Source organism: Noviherbaspirillum sp. (assembly GCF_035254865.1).
Classification (GTDB): domain Bacteria; phylum Pseudomonadota; class Gammaproteobacteria; order Burkholderiales; family Burkholderiaceae_D; genus Noviherbaspirillum.
On sequence record NZ_DATFAF010000015.1, the window covers coordinates 1 to 25319 of the forward strand.

A 25319-nucleotide genomic window follows, 5' to 3' on the forward strand; every position below is an offset into this window, starting at 1 on the left:
AAAACCTCGCGCAAATCATGGTCACGCTGCTTGGCATCCAATGGCAACAAGGAAAGGTAGGGCGCGACGAATTCCCATTCTTCATCACTCACGTCGCTTGGGTAAGATTTGCGAGCATTCATGCTCGCCAGACTTCTTTCCCATCCCTTAGTTCATAACACTCTCTAGACCGGTTCCCGGAGCTGCGCGCCCCCTGCACTCATATGAAAGCCGCTCTAGGCCGCAAGAATTCCGAGAAACAGCGGACGCACAAAAAGGTCGACCGCGTTTTCCGCCGCAATATCCGGCACCCAGCGGTCGAGCAAGACGGCTGCATTGATCATGCCGCTGACCTGATAGGCGGCGATCGATTGATCGAGCGGCCGGATGGATCCGTCCTTCATGCCGTCGACCAGGAAACCGACGAAACGCTGGCCGAGCTGATTGATGGTATTCAGCTTGTGCTCGCGAATATCGTCGGGAAGCTCGCTCCATGCGGACATGCGCAGCAGCGGCCCTTGTTCGGAAAACTGGTAACGCACGAGCGCGCGCGAGACGGCGCTCAACTTGTCCCAGCCGGATCCCGGCGCACTGCGCGCGGTCATCTGCATGCGTCGCGTCACGGCGAAGGTGCGCTCGAAGCACGCAGCGATCAGGTCTTCCTTGTTCGGATTGTGATGATAGAACGAACCCTTGGTCACGTTGAGGCGTGCCGATATGCGGTCGACCGAGGCGCCGCGGTAGCCTTGCTCATTGATCAGCGCGGTTGCCGCGCGCAGGAACGCATCCTGCGTGGTCTCGGCCCCGCTGGATACATGCGCGAGCTCCTCGTCGAGCGCAGTGCAATGCCAACGGGACGATTCTGATGCGAGTCCGCCGATCAGCACATCGCTCATGCGCTCGGCGACGAGCTCATGATCTTCCGGATCGTAGCGAGAACTCCAGCTCATTGCGCTGACCGTCAGCGTCAGCAACAAATGGCTGCGCGCATTCAGCGAGACGCGGCTGGCGCCATGCGCGGCATCCGTCGCCAGCAGGCGCCGCACGCGACGGAACATATCCGTATAAGCAGCAAAAATCACTTCCGCATGCGGACTCCCCAGCACCGACACTTCCCGGAAGGTCATCATTTCCGGCGCCTGATTGCCCTGGATCTTTGCCAGACGCGCGTGGAACAGGCGGATGAACTGCCGGACGCGCTCTTCCGGCGACGATGATTCCGCCGCAGCCGCGATGATGTCGTTGATGATCTCGATCGACCCGAGCAGGCAGGCCACCACCAGCTCTTCTTTTTTCTTGTAGTAGTAGGTAATGCTGTTGGTGCTCAAGCCGACGCGCCCGGCCACGTCGGACAGCGTCGCCCCCTTCACCCCATGCTGGTTGAACAATTGCGCGGCAGCATGGAGGATGGCATCGCGCTTCTTCATGTAGCGCTGCGTCATGCGACTTGCCTGGATTTCCTGATTCATGTGCGGAATGCGTGGGGTAATGAAATGGTCGGCGGATTATACCGTTGTTGCCCTGCGATTCGAACTGCCCCGGAAGTCAGGCGCATTCCCCCGACTGTCCTGCGGATCGGCATACCGGAATTTTCAAAATGACAAATCATGGCAAGCCTTTCTTTCGAAACCCATTTGGCGCAACCGTTTTTCAAGGGCAGCGTATGCTAGAATCGCTTCGATCAAAGCATACCGCTTTCCCTAAAAGTCGCATCAAATGTTGAAGCTTCTGGCATGAGCGCCAACGCGCCACACATCGCGGAACTGGCGGGACAGCCAGCGGACGAACGAAAATATTATGAACAGGTGCGTCGCGACCTGCCGCGCAACTTTGCCGCCAATCTCGTGCACGGCATGCTGGGCGTGACCGGTTTTCGGCTTGTCACCGCACCGACCTTCGTGCCCGCCTATATCTATTTGCTGTCCGGTTCGAAAATGGCCGTGGGCCTTGCCCTCTGCGCGCAATATCTCGGCATGGCGCTATCCTCGATCTGGGGTGCAACCCTCATCGAGCATCGGCGGCGGGTGATGCGCGTGGTGTACAACGTCGGATGGCTGATGCGCGCGCAGGTGCTCGGACTGGCGGTGTCGGCGTATTTGCTGTCCGGTTATTGGGCGCTCGTTGCCGCCTGCGCTTTCCTCGCGCTGTTCGGCTTCTTCAACGGCATGCAGAGCGTGACCTTCAGCTTTCTCATGTCGAAGGTCATCCCGGTCGAGCGTCGCGGGCAATTGACGGGCATGCGCAATTTTCTGGGCGGGCTTATCGCGTCGGGCGTTGCCTATCTCGGCGGACGATATCTGGTGGAAAGCAATGTGCTCGGCAATGGTTATGCGACCACCTTCCTGCTCGCCTTCATCCTGACCAGCATCGGTATTTCCGCACTGACCTTCGTGCGCGAACCGGACTCCCTGATGGTCAATCAGCAATCGGACCTGTGGGAGCGCTTGATGCAGGTACCGGCGATCCTGCGCTCCGATGCCCACTACACCCGTTTTTTCATCGCGCGCACGCTAGCCGCGCTGGGGGCGACGGCTCTGCCTTTTTATGCGCTGTACGCCGGTAAATCGATCAACCTGTCCGGCGCAATACTTGGTTATCTTTCGCTGGCCTTCCTGCTTTCGCAGACCGTGAGCAACCTGGCCTGGGGCAGCATCGCCGACCGCTACGGCTATCGACTGGTCTTCCTGGTGAGCATGGTGCTGTGGACTGTTTCAACGATAGGCCTGATGTTTGCAAGCAGCCTCGTCTTTATCCTGATCGCGTTTTGCGGACTGGGCGCGGGCTTCGGCGGATATTTCGTCGCATCGCAGAATTTCGTGCTGGAATTCGGCGCGCTGCATGAAAGACCGATGCTGATCGCCGTCTCGGATACCGCCTCGCATCTGATGATGGCCATCGGCCCGCTGCTGGGCGGGATGGTCGCGCAAGGCTTCGATTTCATTTATGTGTTCTGGCTTGCCGTCGCGGTCAAGGCATTGTCGATCGTGGCAATCCTGCACGTGGAAGAGCCGCGCTATCGCTTGCAGCGCGTCCATACGGAGGACGACTGAAGCGTGCGCGGCGTGAGCTTGAACGGAACTCGAAGACCGGCTGCCTGGTCGTCCAATCAGGTCCTGGGTTGCGCATTGCGGTCGGCAAACGACTTCCTCAGCTCGATGGCTGCTGCTTGCGCCGTCTGCATTGCATCTTCGTAGTACCCTGAACCAGTCCCATCCTTCCGTGGCAGCGTGGCCTCAAGCGCGGCAATGCGTTGCGCCTGCTCCTCCTTGCCAAGTCCCGGATCGGACGCGATACGCGCGGTTTCGATGGTCACGCGCGCTTCCGCTTCCTTCGTACCGAACAATGCGTCGGCATCCTTGCCGAAGAATTCCCGCCGCACGCTGCCCACCAGCCTGAACATGTCGGCGGCGTCGATCACATCCTCGCCGCGCCGTTCGGCCAGCAAGGCAGTTTCGGTGTCACGATAGGCGAGATAGGTGCGCAGCAGTTTTCCTGCCTTTTCCGCTGCTTGCGCCGACAGTCCGGTTTGTACGGCCTGTTCCGCGCGTGCCATTTCTTCATCACGGTAGTCTGGCGGAAGTGCCCGCAGGATGATGTCCAGCTTGTCGGGCGTGCGCGCATCGATTTCGATGTCGCCGTTGGCGGTTTCGCGGAATATGGCACGGCTGTATTGCGCGGTGATCAGGCTTTCACGCGGCGTCGCAGTCGCGCCGGGCATGCGCGCAATTCGCTCAAGGCGCGCCATCGCCTGCGCCGGCCCGTCGAATTGCAGTTGAGGGGGATACAGATACATCACGCCGGCTATCCAGGCCACCGGCAATGCGACGACAAAAGATTTGGCAGAAATTCTCATGGCTTGATCACCGTCCGAAAAGTCCTGAACGCGCGCTGCCGCTGGTCACGCCCATACGGCGGGATGCGGCAGACGTCCCTAAACCAGTCACCCTTTGATTCAACATGGTTCTCCTCGAAAAAGAACTTCGGCTGTTGGTTCGGCGCTTGAAAGGATTATTCCGTCTGACGGTCACAGATCCGTCCATTCGTCGATGACGCTGTTCGCCTCACGGCTGGTAAAAAGCCGGAGCCAACGTCGACAGGTGCAGCGTATTCGGAACGGACGGTGTGCTATGTGAAGCAGGAAGCCATTCTTGTCTCCTTGTCGTTTTTTATTTACGCCGGCCGGTGCACAATGGCTGTAGGAAAAAATGCGTCGGATTACGGCGTTCTTAATAATATATACAGAAAGAATGTTTTGGCAAGGTGAACCTGCGCAGAATCGACGCCCGGCAACTTCCCTGCCACAGACAAGCACATCGCCCGGCGATCGAGTGATCGAGCGGGCGATGTTGTTGCCTGTTTGCCAACAGTAGAATCAGCCTGCTGCGTCTTCCTTCAGCGCAGCCGCATCCGGCCGGAACTGGAGGGATTTGTACTCCAGGAATTCCTCCAGTCCATATGCTCCCATTTCGCGGCCGCGGCCGGATTGCTTGTAGCCGCCAAAGGGTGCGCCGAGATTGAACTGGCCGCCGTTGATTTCGACCTGGCCGGTACGCATCCTTCTTGCCATTTTCATCGCGCGCTCGTCGCTGCCGGCCCATACGGCGCCCGACAAGCCGTACAGCGTGCCGTTTGCGATCTTCGCCGCCTCGTCTTCATCGCGATAGGTGATGATGGACAATACCGGCCCGAAGATTTCTTCCTGCGCGATGGTGCTGTCCGGCTTCACGCGACCGAAAATCGTCGGCTTCACGTAGTAACCCTTGGGCAAGCCTTCCGGCGCGTCCGGCCCGCCGCACAGCAGTTCGGCGCCCTCTTCCATGCCTTTGCGAATATAGTTGCGCACGCGTTCGCGCTGTGCGTCCGAAATCAGCGGCCCCAGTCTCGCTGCGCCGCCGAAGGGATCGCCGACGGTGAAACCCTTTGCAGCTTCCACCGCCAGTTTTGCGACTTCTTCATAACGCGATTCCGGCACCAGCATGCGGGTGTGCGCCGAGCAGGTCTGGCCACTGTTGAGGAAACAGGCGTTGATCGTTCCCTTTACTGCCGCAGCGAAATCAGCGTCGTCCAGGATTACCGATGCGGATTTGCCGCCGAGTTCGAGCGCCACGCGCTTGACGCTGGCCGACGCCACTTCGGAAATGCGCTTGCCGGCGCGTGTCGACCCGGTGAACGAAATCATGTCGACATCCGGATGGCGCACGAGCGCCTCGCCGATTACCGGACCGGTCCCGGTGACCAGATTGAACACGCCCGGCGGCAGTCCGACGGAATCGATCACTTCAGCCAGCACGAAGGCGTTCAGCGGAGCGACTTCGGAGGGCTTGAGCACAACGGTGCAGCCGGCGGCGAGTGCGGCGGCGACTTTCGCGGCGATCTGATGCAAGGGGTAATTCCACGGCGTGATGCATACCGCGACGCCGACCGGCTCGCGCACCACCAGTGAATTGCCGGTGACTTCCTGCCACTGGAATGCATTCGCCAGTTTGGCGTAAATGCCGAAATTCGCAACCGGCGAGCCGACCTGAATCATGGCGGACAATTTCAAGGGCATGCCGACTTCGCCGGTGATGATCTTGGCCAGCTCCTCGCTGCGCGCCTTCAATCCCTCCTGTATCTTGCGCAGGTATTCCCCGCGCTTGGCAGGCGGTGTCGTGCTCCACGCGTCGAACGCAGCACGCGCCGCCGCAACGGCGGCATTCGCATCGTTTTCATCGCCATCGGGAATGCTTGCCATGACTTCCTCGGTCGACGCATTGATCACATCGATCGTGTTGCGCCCGGAAGCGGGAACCCATTTTCCGTTGATATATAACGTGTCGCGTTTTTGCATTTTCATTCCCCCCCCAAAAGGAGCCTTATTCAAAGATGATGACGCCGCGCGCATTGCGTCCTGCCTGCATATCGGCGAAGGCTTGTGGCGCCTGGTCGATGGTATAGGTGTGGCTGATCAGTTCGTCGAGCTTGAGACGATGTGCGCGGTAAAGACCGATAAGACGTGGAAAATCCTCGCGCGGACGGGCCGAGCCGAAGTAGCTGCCGGTCAGTGTTTTTTCACCGAAGGTGAGCGAAGCCGTGCGGATGGAGGTCATGTCCTTCGGTCCCGCGACGCCGACCACCACCGCCGTGCCACCCTTGCGCAGCACGCCGTACGCCTGCGCGGCGATTTCACCCAGGCCCACGCATTCAAACGCATAATCGGCGCCGCCCTCGGTCAGCTTGAGGATGGTCTTGACGACGTTTTCCTCGTTCTTGCTGTTGACCACATGCGTCGCGCCGAATTTGCGGGCCATCTCCAGCTTGCCGTCGTTGGTGTCGACCGCGACGATCATGCGTGCGCCGGCGATGGCGGAACCCTGAATCGTGTTCAGGCCGACGCCGCCACAGCCGAAGACGACTGCGATCGATCCCGGATCGACCTTGGCGGTATTGACCGCGGCGCCGACGCCGGTCATGACGCCGCAGCCGATCAATGCAGCCTTGTCGAGCGGCATCTGCTGGTCGACCTTGACCACGTTATCGATGTGCAGCGTGGCGTACTCGGCCATCACACCACAACCTGAAAAGATGTTCAGCGGATTGCCGGCCAGGTCGCGCGTGCGCAGGGTCCCGTCCGGCAATGTGGTGGCGGCCTTGCCTGCCTGGTCGCAGAGTTGCGGGCGTCCGGTCTGGCAATAACGGCACTTGCCGCACATGCTCACAAAGGAGCTGACCACGTGGTCGCCTACCTTGTAATCGGTCACGCCCTCGCCCACCGCGACAATTTTGCCGGCACCCTCGTGACCGAGAACGACCGGCGGCGGGAACGGAATGGTGCCGTTGGTGGCGGACAGGTCGCTATGGCAGACGCCGCAGGCCGCCAGCTTGATCATGACCTCGCCGCCGCGTGGTGCTTCGACGAGGATTTCTTCGACCACAACCGGCTGATTGATTTCGCGACAGATGACTGCCTTCGCTTTTTGTTCCATGTTTTCCTCCGGTTCATGAATGCAACAAGCCGGCATGCTCGCCGGCTTGTCAAAACGGGTGCGCCGCTGCGGCTTACTTGCCGGAAGCAATTCCCCGCAGGTTCACCGGCCGAATCTTGCCGCCGTCGACATAAGCGACGAAAGTATTGGCTAGTGTTCCGCCCGCCTCGTTGAGCCCATCGAAATCATTCGGATTATATTCCGCTGGCAGGCTCTTGAATGCCTTGTCCATCTGCGCGCGGATGGCAACCGGATCGGAAATCGTGCCTGCCAGCCTCATGGCAATCGCGGTCGCGTGCACCGCCGTGTAGTTCAATGCAACTTCCGAACTCGGATCCTTGCCGGGGTTCAGCTTGCGGAAGCGCTCGACGAAGGCCTTCGCGTCCGGCCGCTGATCATCGACCATCGGCAGCACGCCGATCGCACCTTCCAGGGGCGCATAACCGCCGATGACTTTCGCCATTTCATCCATCTTGGCCTGGTCAAGAACGATGAAGCCGCCCTTGAAACCCAGTTCGCGCGCCTGCTTGATCACCAGCGCAGTCGGTTCCGACGGACCGCCCACGAACAGGACATCCGGCTTGGCTTGCAACACGCGGCTCACACCGCTATAGAAGTCGGTTGCCTTGTTGTAGGACATCGGGTTTTCCGCAACGACCTTGCCGCCGGCTGCTTCCCATGCCGGCTTGAATGCGGCGATCCATGCCTTGGCATAGTCGTGATCAGCGCAGGCGATGCCCACGTTCTTGCCGTACTTGCTCATCTCGGTCTTGATGAACGGGTCGATGTAACCCGTGATTTCCGGAGGAATGCGAATCGTCAGCTTGTTGCCGCGCGCCGTGACCTGTGGCAGGCTGGTGTAGGCCAGCAGCATGACTTTCGATTTCTCGTTGAATGCCTGCACTGCGAACACGCCGCCCGAATGCGGCACCAGTACGGCCGGGGTCTTGTACTGCTGGATCAAGCGCTGCACGTTGATGCCGGTTTCGCTCGGATTGTATTTATCGTCGAGCGCGACAATCTCCACCTTGTATTTCTTGCCGCCGACTTCCAGTCCTTTTGCATTGATCTCGTTGGCGGCCATTTCCATACCGGTCAGGACGTTCTTGCCGTAGAGTGCCGCACCGCCGGAAAGCGGACCGGAATAACCGATTTTCACGACTTCCTGCGCGAACACGGCGCCGCTGCCGAGTGCCGCACCGATGGCCAGCGCTGCCGACAACTTGCTCAGTTTTCCTTGAATCTTCATGCCTTGCTCCTCGTTGATGTTTTCACCCACTGATGACTTCACCCGTTCTCCGATCAGGCGCCGATATAGGCCTTGCGTACCTGTTCGTTATTCAGCAATTCGTCGCGCGTGCCTTCCAGCACGATGTGCCCGTTTTCGATCACATAGGCGCGATTGGCAATCTTCAACGCGGCGAACGCGTTCTGCTCCGCCAGCAGCACCGTGGTGCCGGTGCGGTTGATCTTTTCAATCACCTCGAACATTTGCTTGACCACCAGCGGCGCCAGGCCGAGCGAGGGCTCGTCCAGCAGCAAGGCTTTCGGGCGGCCCATCAGCGCGCGTCCGATGGCAACCATTTGCTGCTGGCCGCCGGACAGCGAGCCCGCATTGGCTTCGCGTCGCTCGTGCAGGATCGGGAACAGCTCGAATACCTCGTCCAGGGTTTTCTGAATGCCCTGCTTGTCGCGCCGATGCACGTACGCGCCGAGCGTCAGGTTCTTCAGGACCGACATGCCGGGAAACAGCTTGCGCCCCTCCGGGCAATGCACCACGCCGTCATGCACGATCTGCGACGGCTTCATGCCGACCAGTTCCTTGTTGCGGAAACGGATGCTGCCGGCCGCTGCCTTGTTCAGGCCGCTTACCGTCAGGAAGATCGAGCTCTTGCCGGCACCGTTGGCGCCGAGCAGAACAACCAGTTCACCTTCCCTGGCATGAATGCTGACCTGGTCAAGCGCCCGGAAGCTGCCGTAATTCACCGAGATCTTGTCAAGCTGCAGCATGTTCACTCCCGAGATAAGCTTCGATGACGACCGGATTGGAGCGGATCTCCGATGGCGTTCCTTCCGCGATCTTTTCGCCGTAGTTGAGCACCATGATCTTGTCCGCGAGGTTCATGATCATGTTCATCTTGTGTTCGATCAGGCAGACGGTCAGGCCTGTCTTGACCATTTTGCGGATCAGTTCAGCCAGTCCGATCGTTTCTTCCGGATTGACGCCGCCGGCCGGCTCGTCCAGCAAGACCAGCGAGGGATTGGTCGACAAGGCCAGCGCGAATGCGACGCGCTTGCGCTCTTCCTGGGTAATGTCGGCGGCGATCCGGTTCTCGATGTGAGAAAGGCCGACAAAGTCGAGCGCGGCGCGCGCCTTTTCCCGGCACTCGCGCTCCTCGTCCTTTAGACGACGGGTTCCGAGCAAGACATCCAGCAGGCCCGATCTGGTGCGCAGCCGATGTCCGACGATCAGGTTGTCGAGCACGCTGGCCGCGTCGAACAGGTGCGTGGTCTGGAAGGTGCGTGACACGCCCAGCCTGGCCATCTGGTCCGCCCGCAGATTGGTCACATCCTGTCCCTCGAAGACGATGCGGCCCTCGGTTGGCTGGAATACCCCGCTGATCAGATTGAAGAATGTCGTCTTGCCGGCGCCGTTGGGGCCGATGATGGCGTTGATCTTGCCGCGCTCGATGGTGGTGGAGACGTTCCGCACCGCGGTCAGGCCGCCGAAGCGCTTGGACAGGGATTGGATCTCAAGCACGGCTGCCCTCCTGTTGTTGCACAATTTTCACCGGCGCGGACTTGACCTGCGCGCCGGAGGAAGATGCACGCGACGCAACGCGCGCCTTCCATGCGAGATAGGTCCCGACCACGCCGTTGGGCAGGAAGATCACTAGCAGCACGAGAATCGGGCCGAAGACGACGAAACGATAGTCCTGGAGGAATTGCAGATACTGTGTCACCCAGGGCATGGCAACCGAACCGAGCAGCGGGCCGAGAATGGTTCCCGTGCCGCCGATCAGCATGTACATCGTCATGTCGAAGGTCTGGTCGACGCCCGCCAGACCCGGGCCAAGGAAGCGCACCGCCCCCGCATACAAACCGCCCGCCAGGCCTGCATAGAACACCGACAGCATGAAGGCCAGCACCTTGTTGCGCATCAGATTGATACCCAGCGCCTCGGCGAGGTCGTCGCCATTGCGAATGGCCATGAAAGTGCGGCCGAGCAGCGAGTTGACGATGCGATGCATGATCCACACACTGACGACAAGGAAGAACAGCACAAGGTAGTACTGGGCGCGCGGGCTTTCGAAATCGATGCCGGCAACCGACGGCGCCGCGGGAATGCCGATGATGCCCACCGTGCCGTGCGTCAGCCCTTCCCACTTCTCGATCAGCAGGTACATGATGTAACCGACGCACAGCGTGAAGATCGAAAAGAAGTGCCCTTTCAGCCGCAACGACAGGATGCCGACGAAGAAGCCGATCGCGGCGGCGACGAATCCGGACAACGCGAAGGCAATCCAGAACGGTACCTGGTGATCGACTGTCAGGATACCCACCGTGTAGGCGCCGACCGCCATGAATCCGCTGTGCGCCAGGTTGTACTGACCGGTGTAGCCGGTGATGAGATTCAGGCCGACAGTTGCGATCGCGTAGATGTAGGCCAGCGACATCACGGTCAGGTAATAGTCATTGCCTGCGAGGTACGGAAAGGCGACGGCCAAGGCGATCAGCAGCAGCCACCCGATTTTTCGGTCCAGGTATTTCATTCTCAACGCACCCCTTTAGTGAACAGCCCCTCCGGGCGAATCGAAAGAATGGCTACCAGCAGGACAAAGGCGATGATGTCCTTGTAATCGGTGGAGATGTAAAACGCGCCGAATGCTTCCGCAAAACCGATGATCAGTCCGCCGACAATGGCACCCGGCACGCTGCCCATGCCGCCGAGGACGATGATCACGAATGCCTTGGTGATGACAAGGTTGCCCATGCCGGGATACACCAGATTGATCGGTGCATAGAGTGCTGCCGCGACTGCGGCGAGAACACCGGAAATGGCAAATGTCAGCATCGCCACCCGATTGGGATCGATGCCCACCAGGGCCGCGCCGTCGCGGTTCTGTGCCATCGCGATGATGGTGGCGCCGGTAACCGTCTTTTTCAGGAACAGGTGCAAACCCGCCACCAGTCCGAATGCGGCGAGAATGATCAGCAGACGCTGTTCCGGCAGGACCAGCCCCGCGAAATTCATGATTCCGTTATACGGGGTCTGCATCCGGTGGAAATCGGCACCCCAGATTGCCTGTGCGCCCGACTCCAGAAAAAGCAGTATCCCGATGGCGGCAATCATGTGATGCAGTCCGGGCGCGTGACGCAGGGGATGGAAAACCAGTCGCTCGGCAACCACCGCGAGCACCGCGACGGCCGCCGCCGCGCCCGCCATTGCCAACCAGTAATTCACTCCCATGGCGCTCATCAGATAGAAGGCCACATAGGCGCCAGCCATATAGAACGCACCATGGGCGAAATTGGGGACCTGCAGAATGCCGTACACCAAAGTCAGGCCAAGGGCGACCAGACTATACACGCCGCCCAGCGTCAATCCGTTCAAGATCTGTTGCAGAATCAAGTCCAAAACATTGCCTCCTGTAATGGTATTTGTTGACGCTGGTCAATTTTTTTAGAAAATCCGGTTTGTTACCATGGCGTTTTTCGCAAGTTACCGGGACTTCGGATTTCTGTCAACGAATTCGGAACGATGTTTTGCTCAGCAAAACAAAGGCGCTGAAAAGTGTTCTGTGAACCGCATGAAAACGCGGTGGAAATCCCCACCGAAAGGACTCAAGGAGCATGAGGGGAAGCGACGCAAGCTGCCTTGGGTCTGCGTGGATAGCGGCAGCCGACCTTGCGGAACGAGCAAAACAAAAAGGCCCGCATTGCGCGGGCCCCTTCTTCGATGTGACGGTTTGGTGCGTCTTATTTGCCGGGCAGTTTGCCGGCAACACCCTCGACATAGAAATCCATCTTGTTGAGGGCACTGTCGGGCATCGGGCCCTTCTCCTGCCGGATCTTGCCTTCGTTGTCCTTCACCGGACCGTCGAACGGCGTCATCTTGCCGGACACGATGTCCTTCTCGGCGGCGGCGACCGATTGCTTCACGTCGTTCGGAACGCCGGCGTTGATGGCTTCCAGCGTAACGAAACCATCCTTGATGCCGCCCCAGACGCTGGTCGGCTTCCATTTGCCGTCAATGACGTCCTGCGCGGCCTGCGTGTAGTACTTGCCCCAGTGATGCGTCACCGCGGCCAGCTGCGCCTTGGGACCGAACTTCTTCATATCGGAGTGGTAGGCTACCGCGTACTTGCCCTTTTCCTCGGCGGCCTGCACGACGGCATGGGAGTCGGTATGGTGCGTCACGATGTCGGCGCCCTGCCCCATCAGCGTGATGGCGGCATCGCGTTCCTTGCCCGGGTCGTACCAGCTATTGACCCAGATGACCCGCACCTCGGCCTTGGGATTGACGCTGCGCATGCCGCGCGTGAAGGCATTGATGCCTTGCAGGACTTCCGGAATCGGAAAAGCGCCGACATAACCGGCGACATTGGTCTTGGTCATCTTGCCGGCGAGGACGCCCGCGAGGTAGCGGCCTTCGTAGAAGCGCGCGTTCAAGGTGGCGACGTTGGACGCGGTCTTGTAGCCGGTCAGGTGCACGAACTTGACGTCCGGGAATTGCTTGGCGACCTTCAGGGTCGGATTCATGTAGCCGAAGGAGGTCGTGAAGATCAGCTTGTTGCCTTGCTGTGCCAGGTCGCGGATCACGCGCTCGGCATCGGCGCCTTCAGGCACGTTTTCGACGAACTTGGTCTTGACCTTGTTGCCGAGGTTCTTTTCCAGTTCCTTGCGGCCCATGTCGTGCTGGAAGGTCCAGCCCGCCTCGCCGATCGGGCTGACATAGACATAACCGACATTGAGCGGAGCGGAATCCGCCGCCATTGCGGGAGCCAGCGCAACGGCTGGCAGTATGGCAATCGCGGACAAGGCCCCGCGCATGAAGCTTTTCGACATGGTTTTCCTCTACAGGTAACTCCCGCTGATTGATCAATGAACGCTCCGGCACGCCGAGCGGGAACACCAGCATGCCTACCGGACGCGAAGTCTCGCGCCGACGTCCAAATCCCTTGTGGATGCCGGTCCCGCACATCCGTAATCCGGTCCTGCCAAAACTGCCTGCCTGAATCTGCCTGCCTCAATGCGGATGGAAATTCTTGCCAAGCGAAGCCGGCATGTTGAGCTTGATCCAGGTCGCATTGGTGGATATCAATACCAGCACCACGATGGTGGCGAGATACGGCAGCATCGACAGCCATTGCGAAGCGATCGACACGCCCAGCCCCTGCGCATGGAAGGTCATGATCGTCACGCCGCCGAACAGATAGGCGCCGATCATCACCCGCGCGGGACGCCAGGTCGCAAATGTGGTCAGCGCCAGCGCAATCCAGCCACGCCCGGCCACCATGCCCTCGACCCACATCGGAGTGTAGACCAGTGACATGAACGCGCCCGCCAGGCCGCAGCAGGCGCCGCCGAACAGCAAGGCTGCGAGCCGGATCAAGCGCACGTTATAGCCGAGCGCGTGGGCCGACGAGGGCGACTCGCCGACCGCACGCAGCACCAGTCCGGCGCGGCTGCGATACAGAAACAGAATGATCGCACCGCACAGCAGCAGCGAGAAATAGACCATCGGATGCTGCTTGAACAAGGCGGTGCCGATAAACGGAATATCGGACAGGAACGGCAGCGCGAATTTCGGATTCTCCAGGCTGTGGCCGACGTAATCCATGCCGATATAGGCCGAGGCACCGCTGCCGAACAGTGCCAGCGCCAGCCCGGTCGCATACTGGTTGGTGCCCAGCCACACCGTCAGCAAGGCGAAAAACCCTGCGAGCAGCATCCCGGCCACCGCGGCAGCGAGGAAACCTGCCGTCACGCTGCCTGTATTGACGGCGGTGGCGAAACCGACAATCGCGGCAACCAGCATCATGCCTTCCGCACCGAGGTTGACGACGCCCGACTTCTCATTGATGAGCAGGCCCAGCGCCGCCAGCATCAAGGGCGTGCCGGCATTGATGGACGCGGCGATCATGGGGGCAAGATCGGCGGTCAATGCGCTCATGATTTCCTCCAGCTCAATTTGTAATGGATCAGCACGTCACAGGCCAGCAGCGAGAACAGCAGGATGCCCTGGAACACGCCGGTAATCGCGCTCGGCATGCCCAGGCGCGTTTGCGAGAGTTCGCCGCCGATATAGAACAGCGCCATGATGAAGCTCGAAAAGACCACGCCGACCGGATGCAGGCGGCCGACAAAGGCCACGATGATCGCCGCAAAGCCGTAGCCCGGCGAGACGGACGGCGTGAGCTGCCCGATCGGCCCGATCACCTCCGATACACCGGCAATGCCGGCCAGCGCGCCGCATACCAGCATCGAGGTCCACAGCGACTTGCGCGACGAGAAACCGGCATAGCGCGCCGCCGCCGGGGCCATGCCGCCGACCTGCAGCCGGTAACCGGCAAAGCTGCGCGACAGGAACAGCCAGCCGAGCGCGGAAGCGATCAAGGCCAGCACGAAGCCGAAATGCAGGCGCGTGCCCTGGAGAATGTTGGGCAGCAGGAAGCCTTCCGACAACATGCGCGATTGCGGAAAATTGAACCCCTCGGGATCGCGCAGCGGACCATTCACCATCAGGCTCAGCAGCAGTTGCGCGACATACACCAGCATCAGGGACACCAGGATTTCGTTGGCGTTGAAGCGGTCGCGCAGGAAAGCCGTGATCGCCGCCCACGCCATTCCGCCGGCCATGCCGGCCAGCAGCATGAGGGCAATCATCATCGCGCCGCCGCCTTCGCCGTGATCGAAATAGAGCCCGACCGCGCCGCCGGCGATGGCGCCGATGACGAGCTGGCCTTCCGCGCCGATATTGAAGACGTTGGCGCGGAAGCAGATCGCGAGGCCGACGGCAATCAGCAAGAGCGGCGCGACTTTCACGCCGACTTCCGACCAGCCGCGCAAATCCTTGATCGGTTCGATGAAGAAGACCGACAGGCCGGCCACCGGGTTCTTGCCAAGCGAGAAGAACACGATGACACCGAACACGACCGTCAGCAGCACCGCCAGCACTGGAGACATCCAGGACATCAGCGCCGACGGGCTGGGCCGTTTTTCCATCTTAAGCATTGGCCACCTCCTGCCGCACGGCCTCGTCGCGATCCCACAGGCCGCTCATCCACTGGCCGATCAGGTCGACCGTCGCCTCCGAGCATTTGATCGAGGGCGACAACCTGCCCTTGGCGATCACCACCAGCCGATCGGAGATTTCAAACAATTCATCGAGCTCTTCCGACACCACGAGCAGTGCGCGGCCCGCATCGCGCAAGGCGACCAGCTCCGCGCGGATCTGTGCCGCCGCGCCGACGTCCACACCCCAGGTCGGCTGTGCCACGATCAGCACTTTCGGATCGCGCATGACTTCGCGTCCGACGATGTATTTCTGCAGATTGCCGCCCGACAGGCTGCCTGCGGTGGCATGCGGATCCGGCGCTTTCACCTTGAAACGGTCGATGATGGCGGCAGCGAGATCGTGGATGGCGCGAAAGTTGATCAAGCCATGCCTGACCGTGTTCTTGTTCTGGTGCGACAGAAGGACATTGTGTGCCAGCGACAGATCCGGAACGGCGCCACGGCCAAGGCGTTCCTCCGGCACAAAGCCGAGTCCGCGTCGCCGGCGCCGCGCGGCATTCATGCGGCCGACCGCTTCGCCATTGAGCACGATCGCATCCGGCCGCGCGCGCGGGTCTTCGCCGGACAAGGCGGCGAGCAATTCCTGCTGCCCGTTGCCGGATACGCCGGCCATGCCGACGATCTCGCCCGCGCACACATCAAGGTTGATGTCGGCGAGCGTGGTCCCGAACGGGTGGCTTTTCTGCAAGGAGAGATTGCGCAGCGACAGCATCTTCTCGCCAGGCTGCCGGTCGGTCGACTTGATCGCGGGCGGCTCCGAGCCGATCATCATGCGCGACAGGCTGGCGGCGGTTTCCTGCATCGGATCGCAGATGCCCGTCACTTTCCCGGCACGCATCACGGTGCACTTGTGGCAGAGTGAACGGATTTCATCGAGCTTGTGGCTGATGTAGAGAATGCTGCAGCCTTCCGACGCCAGCTTGCGCAGCGTTTCGAACAGTTTTTCGACTGCTTGCGGGGTCAGCACCGAGGTCGGCTCATCGAGAATCAGCAGCTGGGGTTTGGCCAGCAAGGCCCGCACGATTTCCACGCGCTGGCACTCGCCGACCGACAACGTGTGCACATGACGCTGCGGCTCCAGCTCCAGGCCGTACTGATGCGCGGTTGATTCGATTTGCTTGCTCAACGCATTGAGATCGGTATCCCGCGGCAAGCCGAGCGCGATGTTTTCGGCCACGGTCAGCGTATCGAACAGCGAAAAATGCTGGAACACCATCGCAATGCCGAGCTTGCGCGCCTCGGCCGGATTGGCGATATGTACGTCCTTTCCATTCCAGAGAATCTGCCCCGCATCCGGCTTGACCGCGCCATAGATGATCTTCATCAGGGTGGATTTTCCCGCGCCGTTCTCGCCCAGGATCGAGTGTATCTCTCCCGGAAGCACATCCAGATCGACGCCGTCATTGGCGACCACGGAAGGATATCTCTTCGTGATCCTGCTCAGGGTTAGGCGGGTGTCCATGTCTCACTCTTCTTGAAGCGACTACGCGAAAAACCGATATGGTAGTAGCTCTGTTGTCTGAATATTCTTGTAATTGATGAAAATTACAGGAAATATCTCGGGTCAATATACATTTGTCTGTATGTGAAATATAGAAGAGTGGATATAGGCACGACGGAATCGGTCTGTACCGCAATGACGGGAAGGAAATGCATCGGAGAAGCGGCTTTGCTGAGGCGCGGCGTCTGTTCTGGTGGATCGCAATTGTCTCATGCAAGCGCGAAACTTGCGCAGCGTGCAACGCAAAAAAGTCATCGTGTCGCACGCCTGTGATGCATCGGCCGCACGCCAATTCCCCGGATGTCATCAGGGATGAATTTTTGAACCTGCACCCCGAACAGCATGCACGGTTCAGCGTGTTTAGCTGCCGCGATAGGTCGAATAGGCCCAGGGAGACACCACCAGGGGCACGTGATAATTTTCGTCGGGATCGGCTATCCCGAATGCGATGATGACGCGATCGAGGAAGCGCGGTTGCGGCAGCACGAGGCCGTGGCCGGCGAAATAATCGCCGGCGCCGAACACCAGCTCGTATTGCCCGGCACGCATTTCTTCTCCTTGCAGCAAAGGCGCGCTACAGCGGCCATCATGGTTGGTCACGGTACTGCAGAGCAAGGTCCGCTGGGTGGCTTTTACTTCATACAGTTCGATAACAACCCCTGCCGCCGGTTTGCCGTGGGTGATGTCCAGCACATGCGTGCTCAGTTTTCCCATTGCATTCTCCTGTTGTGTTGACCCGGCAATGATATATCTGCATGCCGCCCTCCGTATCGCGCAGGCGATATAGGCTGCATCGCCCTTCCCGCATGAAGGCAGGCCGGGTACTCATATGCTTGCCCATATACCACCTATTGTCGCCCATGCGCTGACGCGTGCGTCCGCTTCTTGCATGATGAAACTTTCCATCGCCACCGGATGGACGTAGTCGCTCGCCATGCCCGGTATCAAGCTTCGGCTAGTGCGATTTGCGATGCTAATCTAAAGAAATCCAAGCGAGACAGCATGTCACAAGCCATACGTTTTCTATACCGCGGTGAAGTCAGGACGGTTGCCGATGCTCCTCCCACCCGGACTGTCCTGCAGCATGTGCGCGAGGACCAGCACTGTACGGGGACCAAGGAGGGTTGCGCAGAAGGCGACTGCGGCGCGTGCACGGTGATTATCGGCGAGCTGAAAGGTGACGCGGTTGAACTGAAGACGGTCAATTCCTGCATCCAGTTCCTGCCGACGCTGGACGGCAAGGCCTTGTTCACCGTCGAAGATTTGAAGCAGTCCGATGGAAGCCTGCATCCGGTGCAGCAGGCCATGGTGGATTGCCATGGTTCACAATGCGGTTTCTGTACGCCCGGTTTCGTAATGTCGCTCTGGGGACTGTATCTGAAGCAGGACGGCAACACATCACATCCGGAGCGCAGGGAAATCGACGACAGCTTGTCCGGCAACCTCTGCCGCTGCACCGGCTACCGGCCGATTGTCGACGCCGCCCATCACATGCTCGATCTGCCGCGCGTCAAGTTCGACCGCGATGCTCTCGCCGCAATGCTGAAAAAGATCCAGCGCAGCGAGATGCTGACCTACTCCCATGACGGCCGGAAGTTTCACGTACCGCAATCGCTGGACCAGCTAGTGAGAATCCGCGCAGAGAACCCGGCCGCGACCATCCTGTCCGGTTCGACCGACGTCGGCCTGTGGGTGACCAAGCAGATGCGTGACCTCGGCGACATCATTTACATCAACCAGGTCGCCGAGCTGCAGACGCTGGCCGAAAGGGATGGAAAGCTCGAGATCGGTGCAGCCGTGACCTTGAACGATGCCTACGCGGCACTTTGCAGGCACTATCCGCAGGAATTGTCCGAGCTGTGGCAGCGTTTCGCATCGCTGCCGATCCGCAATGCCGGCACACTGGGCGGCAATGTCGCCAACGGCTCGCCGATCGGCGACTCCGCGCCCTGGCTGATTGCCCTCGGCAGCGAGATCGTCTTGCGCGGCAAGAATGGCCAGCGCGTCATGCCGCTGGAGGCGTTTTACCTCGATTACCAGAAGAAGGATTTGCAGCCCGACGAGATCGTCGAAGCATTGCGTGTGCCGCTGCCGCAAGCCAATCGCCGTTTTCGCACCTATAAGCTGGCCAAGCGCTTTGACCAGGACATTTCCGCCGTGTGCGCGGCATTTGCGATCACGCTGGACGGCGGGATCGTGCGCGAGGCGCGCATCGCCTTCGGCGGCATGGCCGCCACTTCACGCCGCGCGCCAAAAGCCGAGGCGGCACTCGAGGGCCGCGCTTGGGACGAAACCGCCTTGCAGGATGCCATGCAGGCGCTGAGCGAGGACTATGCTCCGCTTACCGATATGCGCGCAAGCGCTGCCTACCGCGTCAAGGCGGCCCGCAATCTGCTGCGTCGTTTCTGGCTGGAGACACGCCTCGATGCACCGCTGCCCGCCACTGCCGTCAACGCATTCGCGCGCGCATGACGAGACGATCATGAACAAGCAAACAGACTCTTTCATCAAGCAACCCGCTCAAGCCCGATGGGCCGCCGTCGGCATTGCGCAACCGCACGAGTCCGCGCGGCTGCATGTGCTGGGCGAGGCCACCTACACCGACGACATTCCGGAACTGCAGGGCACCTTGCACGCCGCGCTCGGCCTGTCGCAGAAGGCGCATGCCCGCGTGAAATCCATCGATCTTGCCGAAGCCAGGAAGTCGCGAGGCGTGGTGGCGGTACTCACCGCGAAGGACATTCCCGGCACCAATGATTGCGGCCCTATCATCCATGACGATCCTATCCTCGCCGACGGCCTGGTGCAGTATGTCGGCCAGCCGGTATTCCTGGTCGTCGCCGATACGCACGACAATGCGCGTCGCGCCGCCCGGCTCGCCAGGATCGATTACGAGGAACTGCCGGCAATCCTGACGCCGCAGGACGCCAAGCGGGCGCAATCCTGGGTCTTGCCGCCGATGCATCTCGCACGTGGCGATCTCAGGCAGGCGTTCGAGCAGGCGCCGCATCGCGTGAAGGGAGAACTTTACGTCGGCGGCCAGGAGCAGTTTTATCTGGAAGGCCAGGTTTCGTACGCGATCCCGAAGGAAGATCACGGTATGCTGGTCTACTGCTCGACGCAGCATCCGTCGGAAATGCAGCATGTGGTCGCACATGCGCTCGGCCTGCATTCGCATCATGTCGTGGTTGAGTGCCGGCGCATGGGCGGCGGTTTCGGCGGCAAGGAATCGCAGTCCGCCTTGTGGGCGGCGGCCGCGTCGATTGCGGCCGCGCGCCTCAAGCGGCCTGTCAAGCTGCGCGCGGATCGCGACGACGACATGATGGTGACCGGCAAGCGCCACGATTTCCATTACGAATATGAAATCGGATACGACCATGACGGCCGCATCCTGGCGGCCCGCGTCGAGATGGTGGCGCGCGCCGGCTATTCCGCCGACCTGTCCGGCCCGGTCGCGACGCGCGCCGTGTGCCATTTCGACAACGCCTATTACCTGCCCGCCGTGGACATCCTGGCCCTGTGCGGCAAGACCAACACGCAGTCGAATACCGCCTTTCGCGGCTTCGGCGGGCCGCAGGGCGCGATCGCGATCGAATACGTCATCGACGACATCGCGCGCAATCTCGGCAAGGACCCGCTCGACGTACGCAAGCTCAACTTCTACGGACGCGACGATGCCGAAGGTCGCAACGTCACGCAGTATGGTCAGAAGGTCGTCGACAATGTCATCCATGAACTGGTCGCGGAACTCGAAGCCGACAGCGATTACCGCGCGCGCCGCAAGGCCGTTCGCGCATTCAATGCCACGAGTCCGGTGCTGAAGAAAGGCATTGCCTTCACCCCGGTCAAGTTCGGCATCGCATTCAACCTGACGCATCTGAACCAGGCCGGCGCGCTGGTGCATGTGTATGTCGATGGCTCGGTGCTGGTCAATCATGGCGGCACCGAAATGGGCCAGGGTGTCAACACCAAGGTGGCGCAAGTCGTCGCACACGAACTCGGCCTCGACTTGTCGCATGTACGCATTTCCGCCACCGATACCAGCAAGGTCGCCAACACCTCGGCCACCGCCGCCTCGACCGGCGCGGACCTCAACGGCATGGCCGCGCAGGATGCGGCACGCCAGATTCGCGAGCGCCTGAGCGCATTCGCCGCGCAGACCTGGCAGGTCGATCCGTCAACCATCCGGTTTGCCGACAATCAGGTCTACATCGATGGCAGCCCCGAGCCCTTCCCCTCGCTGGTACGCCGGGCGTACAACGCGCGCGTGCAGTTGTGGTCGGACGGTTTTTACGCCACTCCCGGTTTGCATTGGGATGCGGCGACCATGACCGGCAATCCCTTCTTCTACTTCGCCTATGGCGCGGCCGTATCGGAAGTGATCGTCGATACGCTCACCGGCGAATGGAAACTCCTGCGTGCCGATGCGCTCTACGACGCCGGTAATTCGCTCAATCCGGCCATCGATATTGGGCAGGTCGAGGGTGGGTTCATCCAGGGAATGGGCTGGCTCACGACCGAGGAATTGTGGTGGGACAAGGCGGGCAAGCTGATGACGCACGCGCCGTCAACCTACAAGATTCCCGCCGTTTCCGACTGCCCGCGCGATTTTCGCGTAAAGCTTTTCCGGAATCGCAATGCGTCGGACAGCATTCATCGCTCGAAGGCCGTGGGCGAACCGCCCTTGCTGCTGCCCTTCTCGGTATTCTTCGCCATCCGCGACGCAATCGCCAGCCTCGCCGATTACAAGCGTAACCCGCCGCTGAATGCACCGGCAACGAGCGAGGCAATCCTGAACGCGGTCGACGCGGTTTGCACGTCGACGTGAATCAACAACTGATTTCGCACTGAAAAAAACATGACCGACTGGCTCTCCGCACTCAGCAACGCCGCCGCTCGCGCCGAGCCGGCAGTGCTGGTCACGGTCGCATCGGTCCAGGGTTCAAGCCCGCGCGAGCCGGGCGCGAAGATGCTTGTCACAGCCAAGGCCCAGTGCGACACCATCGGCGGCGGCCACCTGGAGATGCGTGCTGCTGAAATCGCACACGAGATGCTGGCCATGCCGTCCGGATCGCTGGCCACGATGCGCCGTATCGAGCGCTTCGCACTCGGACCCAGCCTTGGGCAGTGCTGCGGCGGTGTGGTGCTGCTGGCCTTCGAACGTATCGAAGCCAAGGATCGTGATTATGCCGTCTGCCTGAATGAATATCGGGCCAAGAGGCAGGACTACTGGCGCCTTGTGGCACTGGACGCGTCCTTGCCTGCACAAGTCATCGATAAGGAGGAACAGCCTCTATGCGGGGCGCTTCCGCCGCCCGAGCATATCGACCTCGCCCGCGAATGCCACATCGTGGTGGACAGCGAAGGCTGTCGCTGGCTGGTCGATCCCTTGCGCGCATACCGCGCCCATCTGGTCCTGTTCGGCGCCGGCCATGTCGGCGCCGCGATCGTGCGCGCATTGGCGGAATTGCCGTGCCATGTGACCTGGGTCGATGAGCGCGAGGACATGTTCCCGGAAAGCCTGCCGGCCAATGTGAAAACGGAAGTGACCGATACGCCGGAGGCCGTGGTTGATGAAGTGTCTCCGGGCGCGAGCTATCTGGTCATGACCCACAGCCATGCGCTGGATCAGCGGCTGGCCGAAGCGATCCTGCGTCGTACCGATGCAGGATGGTTCGGGCTGATCGGTTCGGAAAGCAAGCGCGTACAGTTCGAACGCCGCCTCCGTGCGCGGGGCATGCCCGAAGAGCGGCTGAAGCACATGATATGTCCGGTCGGCGTGCCCGGCATCAGCGGCAAGACGCCTGCGGTGATCGCCGCGTCCGTATGCGCGCAATTGCTGCAGGTTTGGGAGAAGAGCGAACAGACCGAACAGGTCCTTACACCAAACGAATAACAAAAAATTTCAATGATATCGACAATCGTCGCTCACAATCTCCAGGCTTACCGCGCAAGCATCCTGCATTTCACCGCCGATCCCGCCTTCGATGACAAGGCCAGTGCCTGGCACGAAGACGGCTTGCTGATCGTCGAGGATGGCCGCGTACTTGCGGCGGGCGACTACGCGCAGTTGCACGATCACGTTCCGCCGCAGGTCGAGGTTCGGGATTATCGCGGCAAGCTGATCGTCCCCGGCTTCATCGACACCCATATCCATTATCCGCAAACGGATATGATCGCCTCGCCCGCGCCCGGCCTGCTGCCGTGGCTGGAGACGTATACCTTCCCGACCGAGCGCAAATTCGAGGATCCGCAACATGCCGCGGAGGTGGCGCGTTTCTTCATTGACGAACTTCTGCGCTGCGGCACCACGACCGCCATGGTGTATTGCACGGTGCATCCCTCATCGGTGGATGCCTTTTTCGCTGAAAGCGAAAAGCGCAGGCTGCGCATGGTCGGCGGCAAGGTCCTGATGGACCGCAATTGTCCCGAGTTCCTGCGCGATACGACGGAGGGCGGCGTGCGGGACAGCGAAGATCTGATCCACAAATGGCACAAGCGCGGCCGCCAGCTTTATGCGATTACACCCCGCTTCGCTCCGACATCGACATCAACGCAGTTGCATCTTGCCGGCGAACTGGCGCGCGCCTATCCCGATACCTTTCTTCAGACCCATGTCGCGGAGAACACCGATGAAGTGGCATGGGTCAAGTCCCTGTTTCCCGATTCGCGCAGCTATCTGGACGTGTACGACAAGGTCGGCATGATGCGTCCGCGCGCCATGTTCGGGCATTGCATCTGGCTGGACGAACATGACCGGCGGCGCATGCATGAGACGCAGTCGGCGGCGGCCATCTGCCCCACTTCCAATCTCTTCCTCGGCAGCGGCCTGTTCGATTTCGCGGGCGCCGATGCGGCGCGGATGCTGCTGTCGCTGGCAAGCGATGTCGGCGGCGGCACATCGTTTTCCATGCTGCGCACGATGAACGAAGTTTACAAGGTGGCGCGCATGGGCGGCACTTACCTGCCCGCCTTGCGCATGTTTTATCTGGCGACGCTGGGCGGCGCGCGCAGCATGCAGCTCGATGGAACGATAGGCAACTTTGCGACAGGGGTCGAAGCCGACTTTGTTGTATTGGACCCACACGCGACCCCGCTGCTGGCACGACGAACCGCACGCGCTGAAAGCCTGGAAGAACTGCTGTTTGCATTTGCCCTGCTCGGCGACGATCGCGCAATCGCTGCGACGTACAGCGGGGGCAGCCTGGTTCACGCGCGCGCGGGCTATTGATGATGTTGCGTGCAAGTTGAGGTGAACAAGAAAGTGGTTTGAATACGTTCAAACCCGAGAATTTCTCTTTCGCGAAAGCGGCAAGGGAAAGTAAAATGATTGCCGATTGGAAATAGGGAAACCCGACGGCAATCTCGAAGCAGGGATTTACCGTCCGGGGAGGACTCCCGGTTTCATTAACTGCATCTGATCTGGAGAGCTCATGCAACAACGCAAGTTCAAATTGACACAAATCGCCCTCGCGGCAGCCTTGGTCGCGGCGACCGCGGCACCGGCGGCCATGGCACAAAGCAATGTCTCGGTAAGCGGTCTTGTCGACGTTTTCGCGGGCAAAGTGCGCAATGCCGGCGACGCGAACAGCCGTTCCGTCGTCAACAGCGGCGGCATGACGACTTCCTGGTTCGGATTCAAGGGTTCCGAGGATCTCGGCGGCGGCCTGAAAGCCAACTTCCAGCTGACCAGCTTCATTCAGGCGGACACCGGCTCGCAAGGCCGCTTCCCCGGCGATACCCTGTTCTCGCGCGACGCCAATGTCGGTCTGTCCGGCAGCTTTGGCGCGGTTTCACTCGGCCGCGAACTCGCTCCGCAATTCCTGCCGACCATCCTGTTCAATCCCTTCGGTGACTCCTACACGTTCTCGCCGTTGATCCTGCAGGCCGATGTGCCGCTGTTCAACGGATCGGCCTGGACCAACTCCTTCGCGGGCGATACCGGCTGGAGCAATTCGATTCGCTATACGACACCGAACTTCGGCGGCCTCACCGCGAACCTGCATTACCAGTTCGGCGAAGTGGCGGGCAACAACGGCAAGAACAACGTCGGCCTGAACCTGCTCTATTTCGGCGGCCCGCTGGCCCTGACCGCGTTCTATCACAACGTCGAAATCAACAATCCGCTGAATGTCCCGGCCGGCAATGTACAACCCGGCGGCAACCTGCCGCTCGCCTCGGGACTGTCCGCAACACGCCAGACCGCATGGATGGTCGGCGGCAGCTATGACCTGAAGGCAGCGAAACTGTTCGCGACCTACGGCCAGACCTCGCACAACATCGACCTCGACGACAAGACCGTGTCACTTGGCGCCACCGTTCCCGCCGGCCAGGGCAAGATCATGGCAGCCTGGGCACATTCCAAGCGCACCGGTACGGCCATCGGCGCCGACCAGAAGCGCAATACCACGTCAGTCGGCTATGACTACGACCTGTCCAAGCGTACCGATCTGTACGCGATCTTTATGAATGACCGCATCACCAGCCAGAACAACGGCAACAGCTTCGGCGTCGGCGTGCGTCATCGTTTCTAGGATTTTGAATCGGGCGAGAGCGCAAGCTGTCGCCCGTGT

The 25319-nt window shown here is 60.6% G+C and carries 21 protein-coding genes; 6 read left to right on the top strand and 15 right to left on the bottom strand.

What is annotated here, in order from left to right; all coding sequences use genetic code 11:
* Together VJ651_RS03770 and VJ651_RS03775 are read right to left on the bottom strand one after the other, a co-directional pair.
* Positions 1-122: transposase (locus VJ651_RS03770; protein ID WP_414691307.1), on the bottom strand; the 122-nt coding region annotated here is incomplete at its 3' end.
* A 93-nt stretch (positions 123-215) separates the two neighbouring features.
* A complete protein-coding gene (locus VJ651_RS03775) occupies positions 216-1448 on the bottom strand; it encodes a TetR/AcrR family transcriptional regulator (protein ID WP_324106150.1) in 1233 nt (410 codons plus the stop codon).
* Positions 1449-1712: 264 nt separating this feature from the next.
* Here VJ651_RS03775 and VJ651_RS03780 point away from each other — a divergent pair, with 264 nt between their 5' ends.
* On the top strand, positions 1713-3029 hold the full coding sequence (locus VJ651_RS03780) for an MFS transporter (RefSeq protein ID WP_324106151.1): 1317 nt from the start codon (positions 1713-1715) through the stop codon (positions 3027-3029).
* 56 nt (positions 3030-3085) lie between these two features.
* Here VJ651_RS03780 and VJ651_RS03785 read toward each other — a convergent pair whose 3' ends face one another.
* The 13 genes from VJ651_RS03785 to uraH all read right to left on the bottom strand — a co-directional run bounded on the left by VJ651_RS03785 (position 3086) and on the right by uraH (position 17460).
* Positions 3086-3832, bottom strand: a complete 747-nt coding sequence (locus VJ651_RS03785) for a lipase secretion chaperone (protein WP_324106152.1) — start codon at positions 3830-3832, stop codon at positions 3086-3088.
* Between the two features lie 519 nt (positions 3833-4351).
* On the bottom strand, positions 4352-5809 hold the full coding sequence (locus VJ651_RS03790) for an aldehyde dehydrogenase family protein (RefSeq protein ID WP_324106175.1): 1458 nt from the start codon (positions 5807-5809) through the stop codon (positions 4352-4354).
* A gap of 25 nt (positions 5810-5834) precedes the next feature.
* Entirely contained in the window at positions 5835-6944 is a 1110-nt protein-coding gene (locus tag VJ651_RS03795; protein WP_324106153.1) for a Zn-dependent alcohol dehydrogenase, read from the bottom strand.
* Positions 6945-7017: 73 nt separating this feature from the next.
* Positions 7018-8193 carry an ABC transporter substrate-binding protein gene (locus tag VJ651_RS03800; protein WP_324106154.1) on the bottom strand — a complete coding sequence of 392 codons (1176 nt, stop codon included), beginning with the start codon at positions 8191-8193 and terminating at the stop codon, positions 7018-7020.
* 53 nt (positions 8194-8246) lie between these two features.
* Positions 8247-8954 carry an ABC transporter ATP-binding protein gene (locus VJ651_RS03805; protein WP_136416998.1) on the bottom strand — a complete coding sequence of 236 codons (708 nt, stop codon included), beginning with the start codon at positions 8952-8954 and terminating at the stop codon, positions 8247-8249.
* Positions 8941-9705 (bottom strand): ABC transporter ATP-binding protein, encoded by a 765-nt coding sequence (locus tag VJ651_RS03810; protein WP_324106155.1) that lies wholly within the window; start codon positions 9703-9705, stop codon positions 8941-8943. The genes VJ651_RS03805 and VJ651_RS03810 overlap by 14 nt, the downstream gene beginning before the upstream one ends.
* Entirely contained in the window at positions 9698-10717 is a 1020-nt protein-coding gene (locus VJ651_RS03815) for a branched-chain amino acid ABC transporter permease (protein WP_324106156.1), read from the bottom strand. The genes VJ651_RS03810 and VJ651_RS03815 overlap by 8 nt, the downstream gene beginning before the upstream one ends.
* A 2-nt stretch (positions 10718-10719) precedes the next feature.
* Positions 10720-11583 (bottom strand): branched-chain amino acid ABC transporter permease, encoded by an 864-nt coding sequence (locus tag VJ651_RS03820; protein ID WP_324106157.1) that lies wholly within the window; start codon positions 11581-11583, stop codon positions 10720-10722.
* A gap of 341 nt (positions 11584-11924) precedes the next feature.
* Positions 11925-13013 (bottom strand): BMP family ABC transporter substrate-binding protein, encoded by a 1089-nt coding sequence (locus VJ651_RS03825; RefSeq protein ID WP_324106158.1) that lies wholly within the window; start codon positions 13011-13013, stop codon positions 11925-11927.
* Positions 13014-13194: 181 nt separating this feature from the next.
* Positions 13195-14121: an ABC transporter permease gene (locus tag VJ651_RS03830; RefSeq protein WP_324106159.1), complete on the bottom strand. Its 927-nt coding sequence runs from the start codon at positions 14119-14121 to the stop codon at positions 13195-13197.
* Entirely contained in the window at positions 14118-15182 is a 1065-nt protein-coding gene (locus VJ651_RS03835; protein ID WP_324106160.1) for an ABC transporter permease, read from the bottom strand. The genes VJ651_RS03830 and VJ651_RS03835 overlap by 4 nt, the downstream gene beginning before the upstream one ends.
* The gene (locus VJ651_RS03840) at positions 15175-16707 is read right to left on the bottom strand and encodes an ABC transporter ATP-binding protein (protein ID WP_324106161.1); all 1533 of its coding nucleotides are present in this window, start codon (positions 16705-16707) and stop codon (positions 15175-15177) included. The genes VJ651_RS03835 and VJ651_RS03840 overlap by 8 nt, the downstream gene beginning before the upstream one ends.
* Before the next feature lie 399 nt (positions 16708-17106).
* Complete coding sequence (gene uraH / locus VJ651_RS03845) at positions 17107-17460, bottom strand: hydroxyisourate hydrolase (protein ID WP_324106162.1); 354 nt, start codon at positions 17458-17460, stop codon at positions 17107-17109.
* Between the two features lie 288 nt (positions 17461-17748).
* On the opposite strand from uraH, the gene xdhA reads away from it, so the two are divergent.
* From xdhA to VJ651_RS03870, 5 genes are all read left to right on the top strand, one after another.
* Positions 17749-19218 carry a xanthine dehydrogenase small subunit gene (gene xdhA / locus VJ651_RS03850; RefSeq protein ID WP_324106163.1) on the top strand — a complete coding sequence of 490 codons (1470 nt, stop codon included), beginning with the start codon at positions 17749-17751 and terminating at the stop codon, positions 19216-19218.
* Between the two features lie 10 nt (positions 19219-19228).
* The gene (gene xdhB / locus VJ651_RS03855; protein ID WP_324106164.1) at positions 19229-21574 is read left to right on the top strand and encodes a xanthine dehydrogenase molybdopterin binding subunit; all 2346 of its coding nucleotides are present in this window, start codon (positions 19229-19231) and stop codon (positions 21572-21574) included.
* A 30-nt stretch (positions 21575-21604) separates the two neighbouring features.
* A complete protein-coding gene (gene xdhC / locus VJ651_RS03860) occupies positions 21605-22642 on the top strand; it encodes a xanthine dehydrogenase accessory protein XdhC (RefSeq protein ID WP_324106165.1) in 1038 nt (345 codons plus the stop codon).
* A gap of 12 nt (positions 22643-22654) precedes the next feature.
* Complete coding sequence (guaD, locus tag VJ651_RS03865; protein ID WP_324106166.1) at positions 22655-23977, top strand: guanine deaminase; 1323 nt, start codon at positions 22655-22657, stop codon at positions 23975-23977.
* A gap of 202 nt (positions 23978-24179) precedes the next feature.
* Positions 24180-25280, top strand: coding sequence for a porin (locus VJ651_RS03870; RefSeq protein ID WP_324106167.1), 1101 nt, complete (start codon positions 24180-24182; stop codon positions 25278-25280).
* Positions 25281-25319 lie beyond the last annotated feature (39 nt).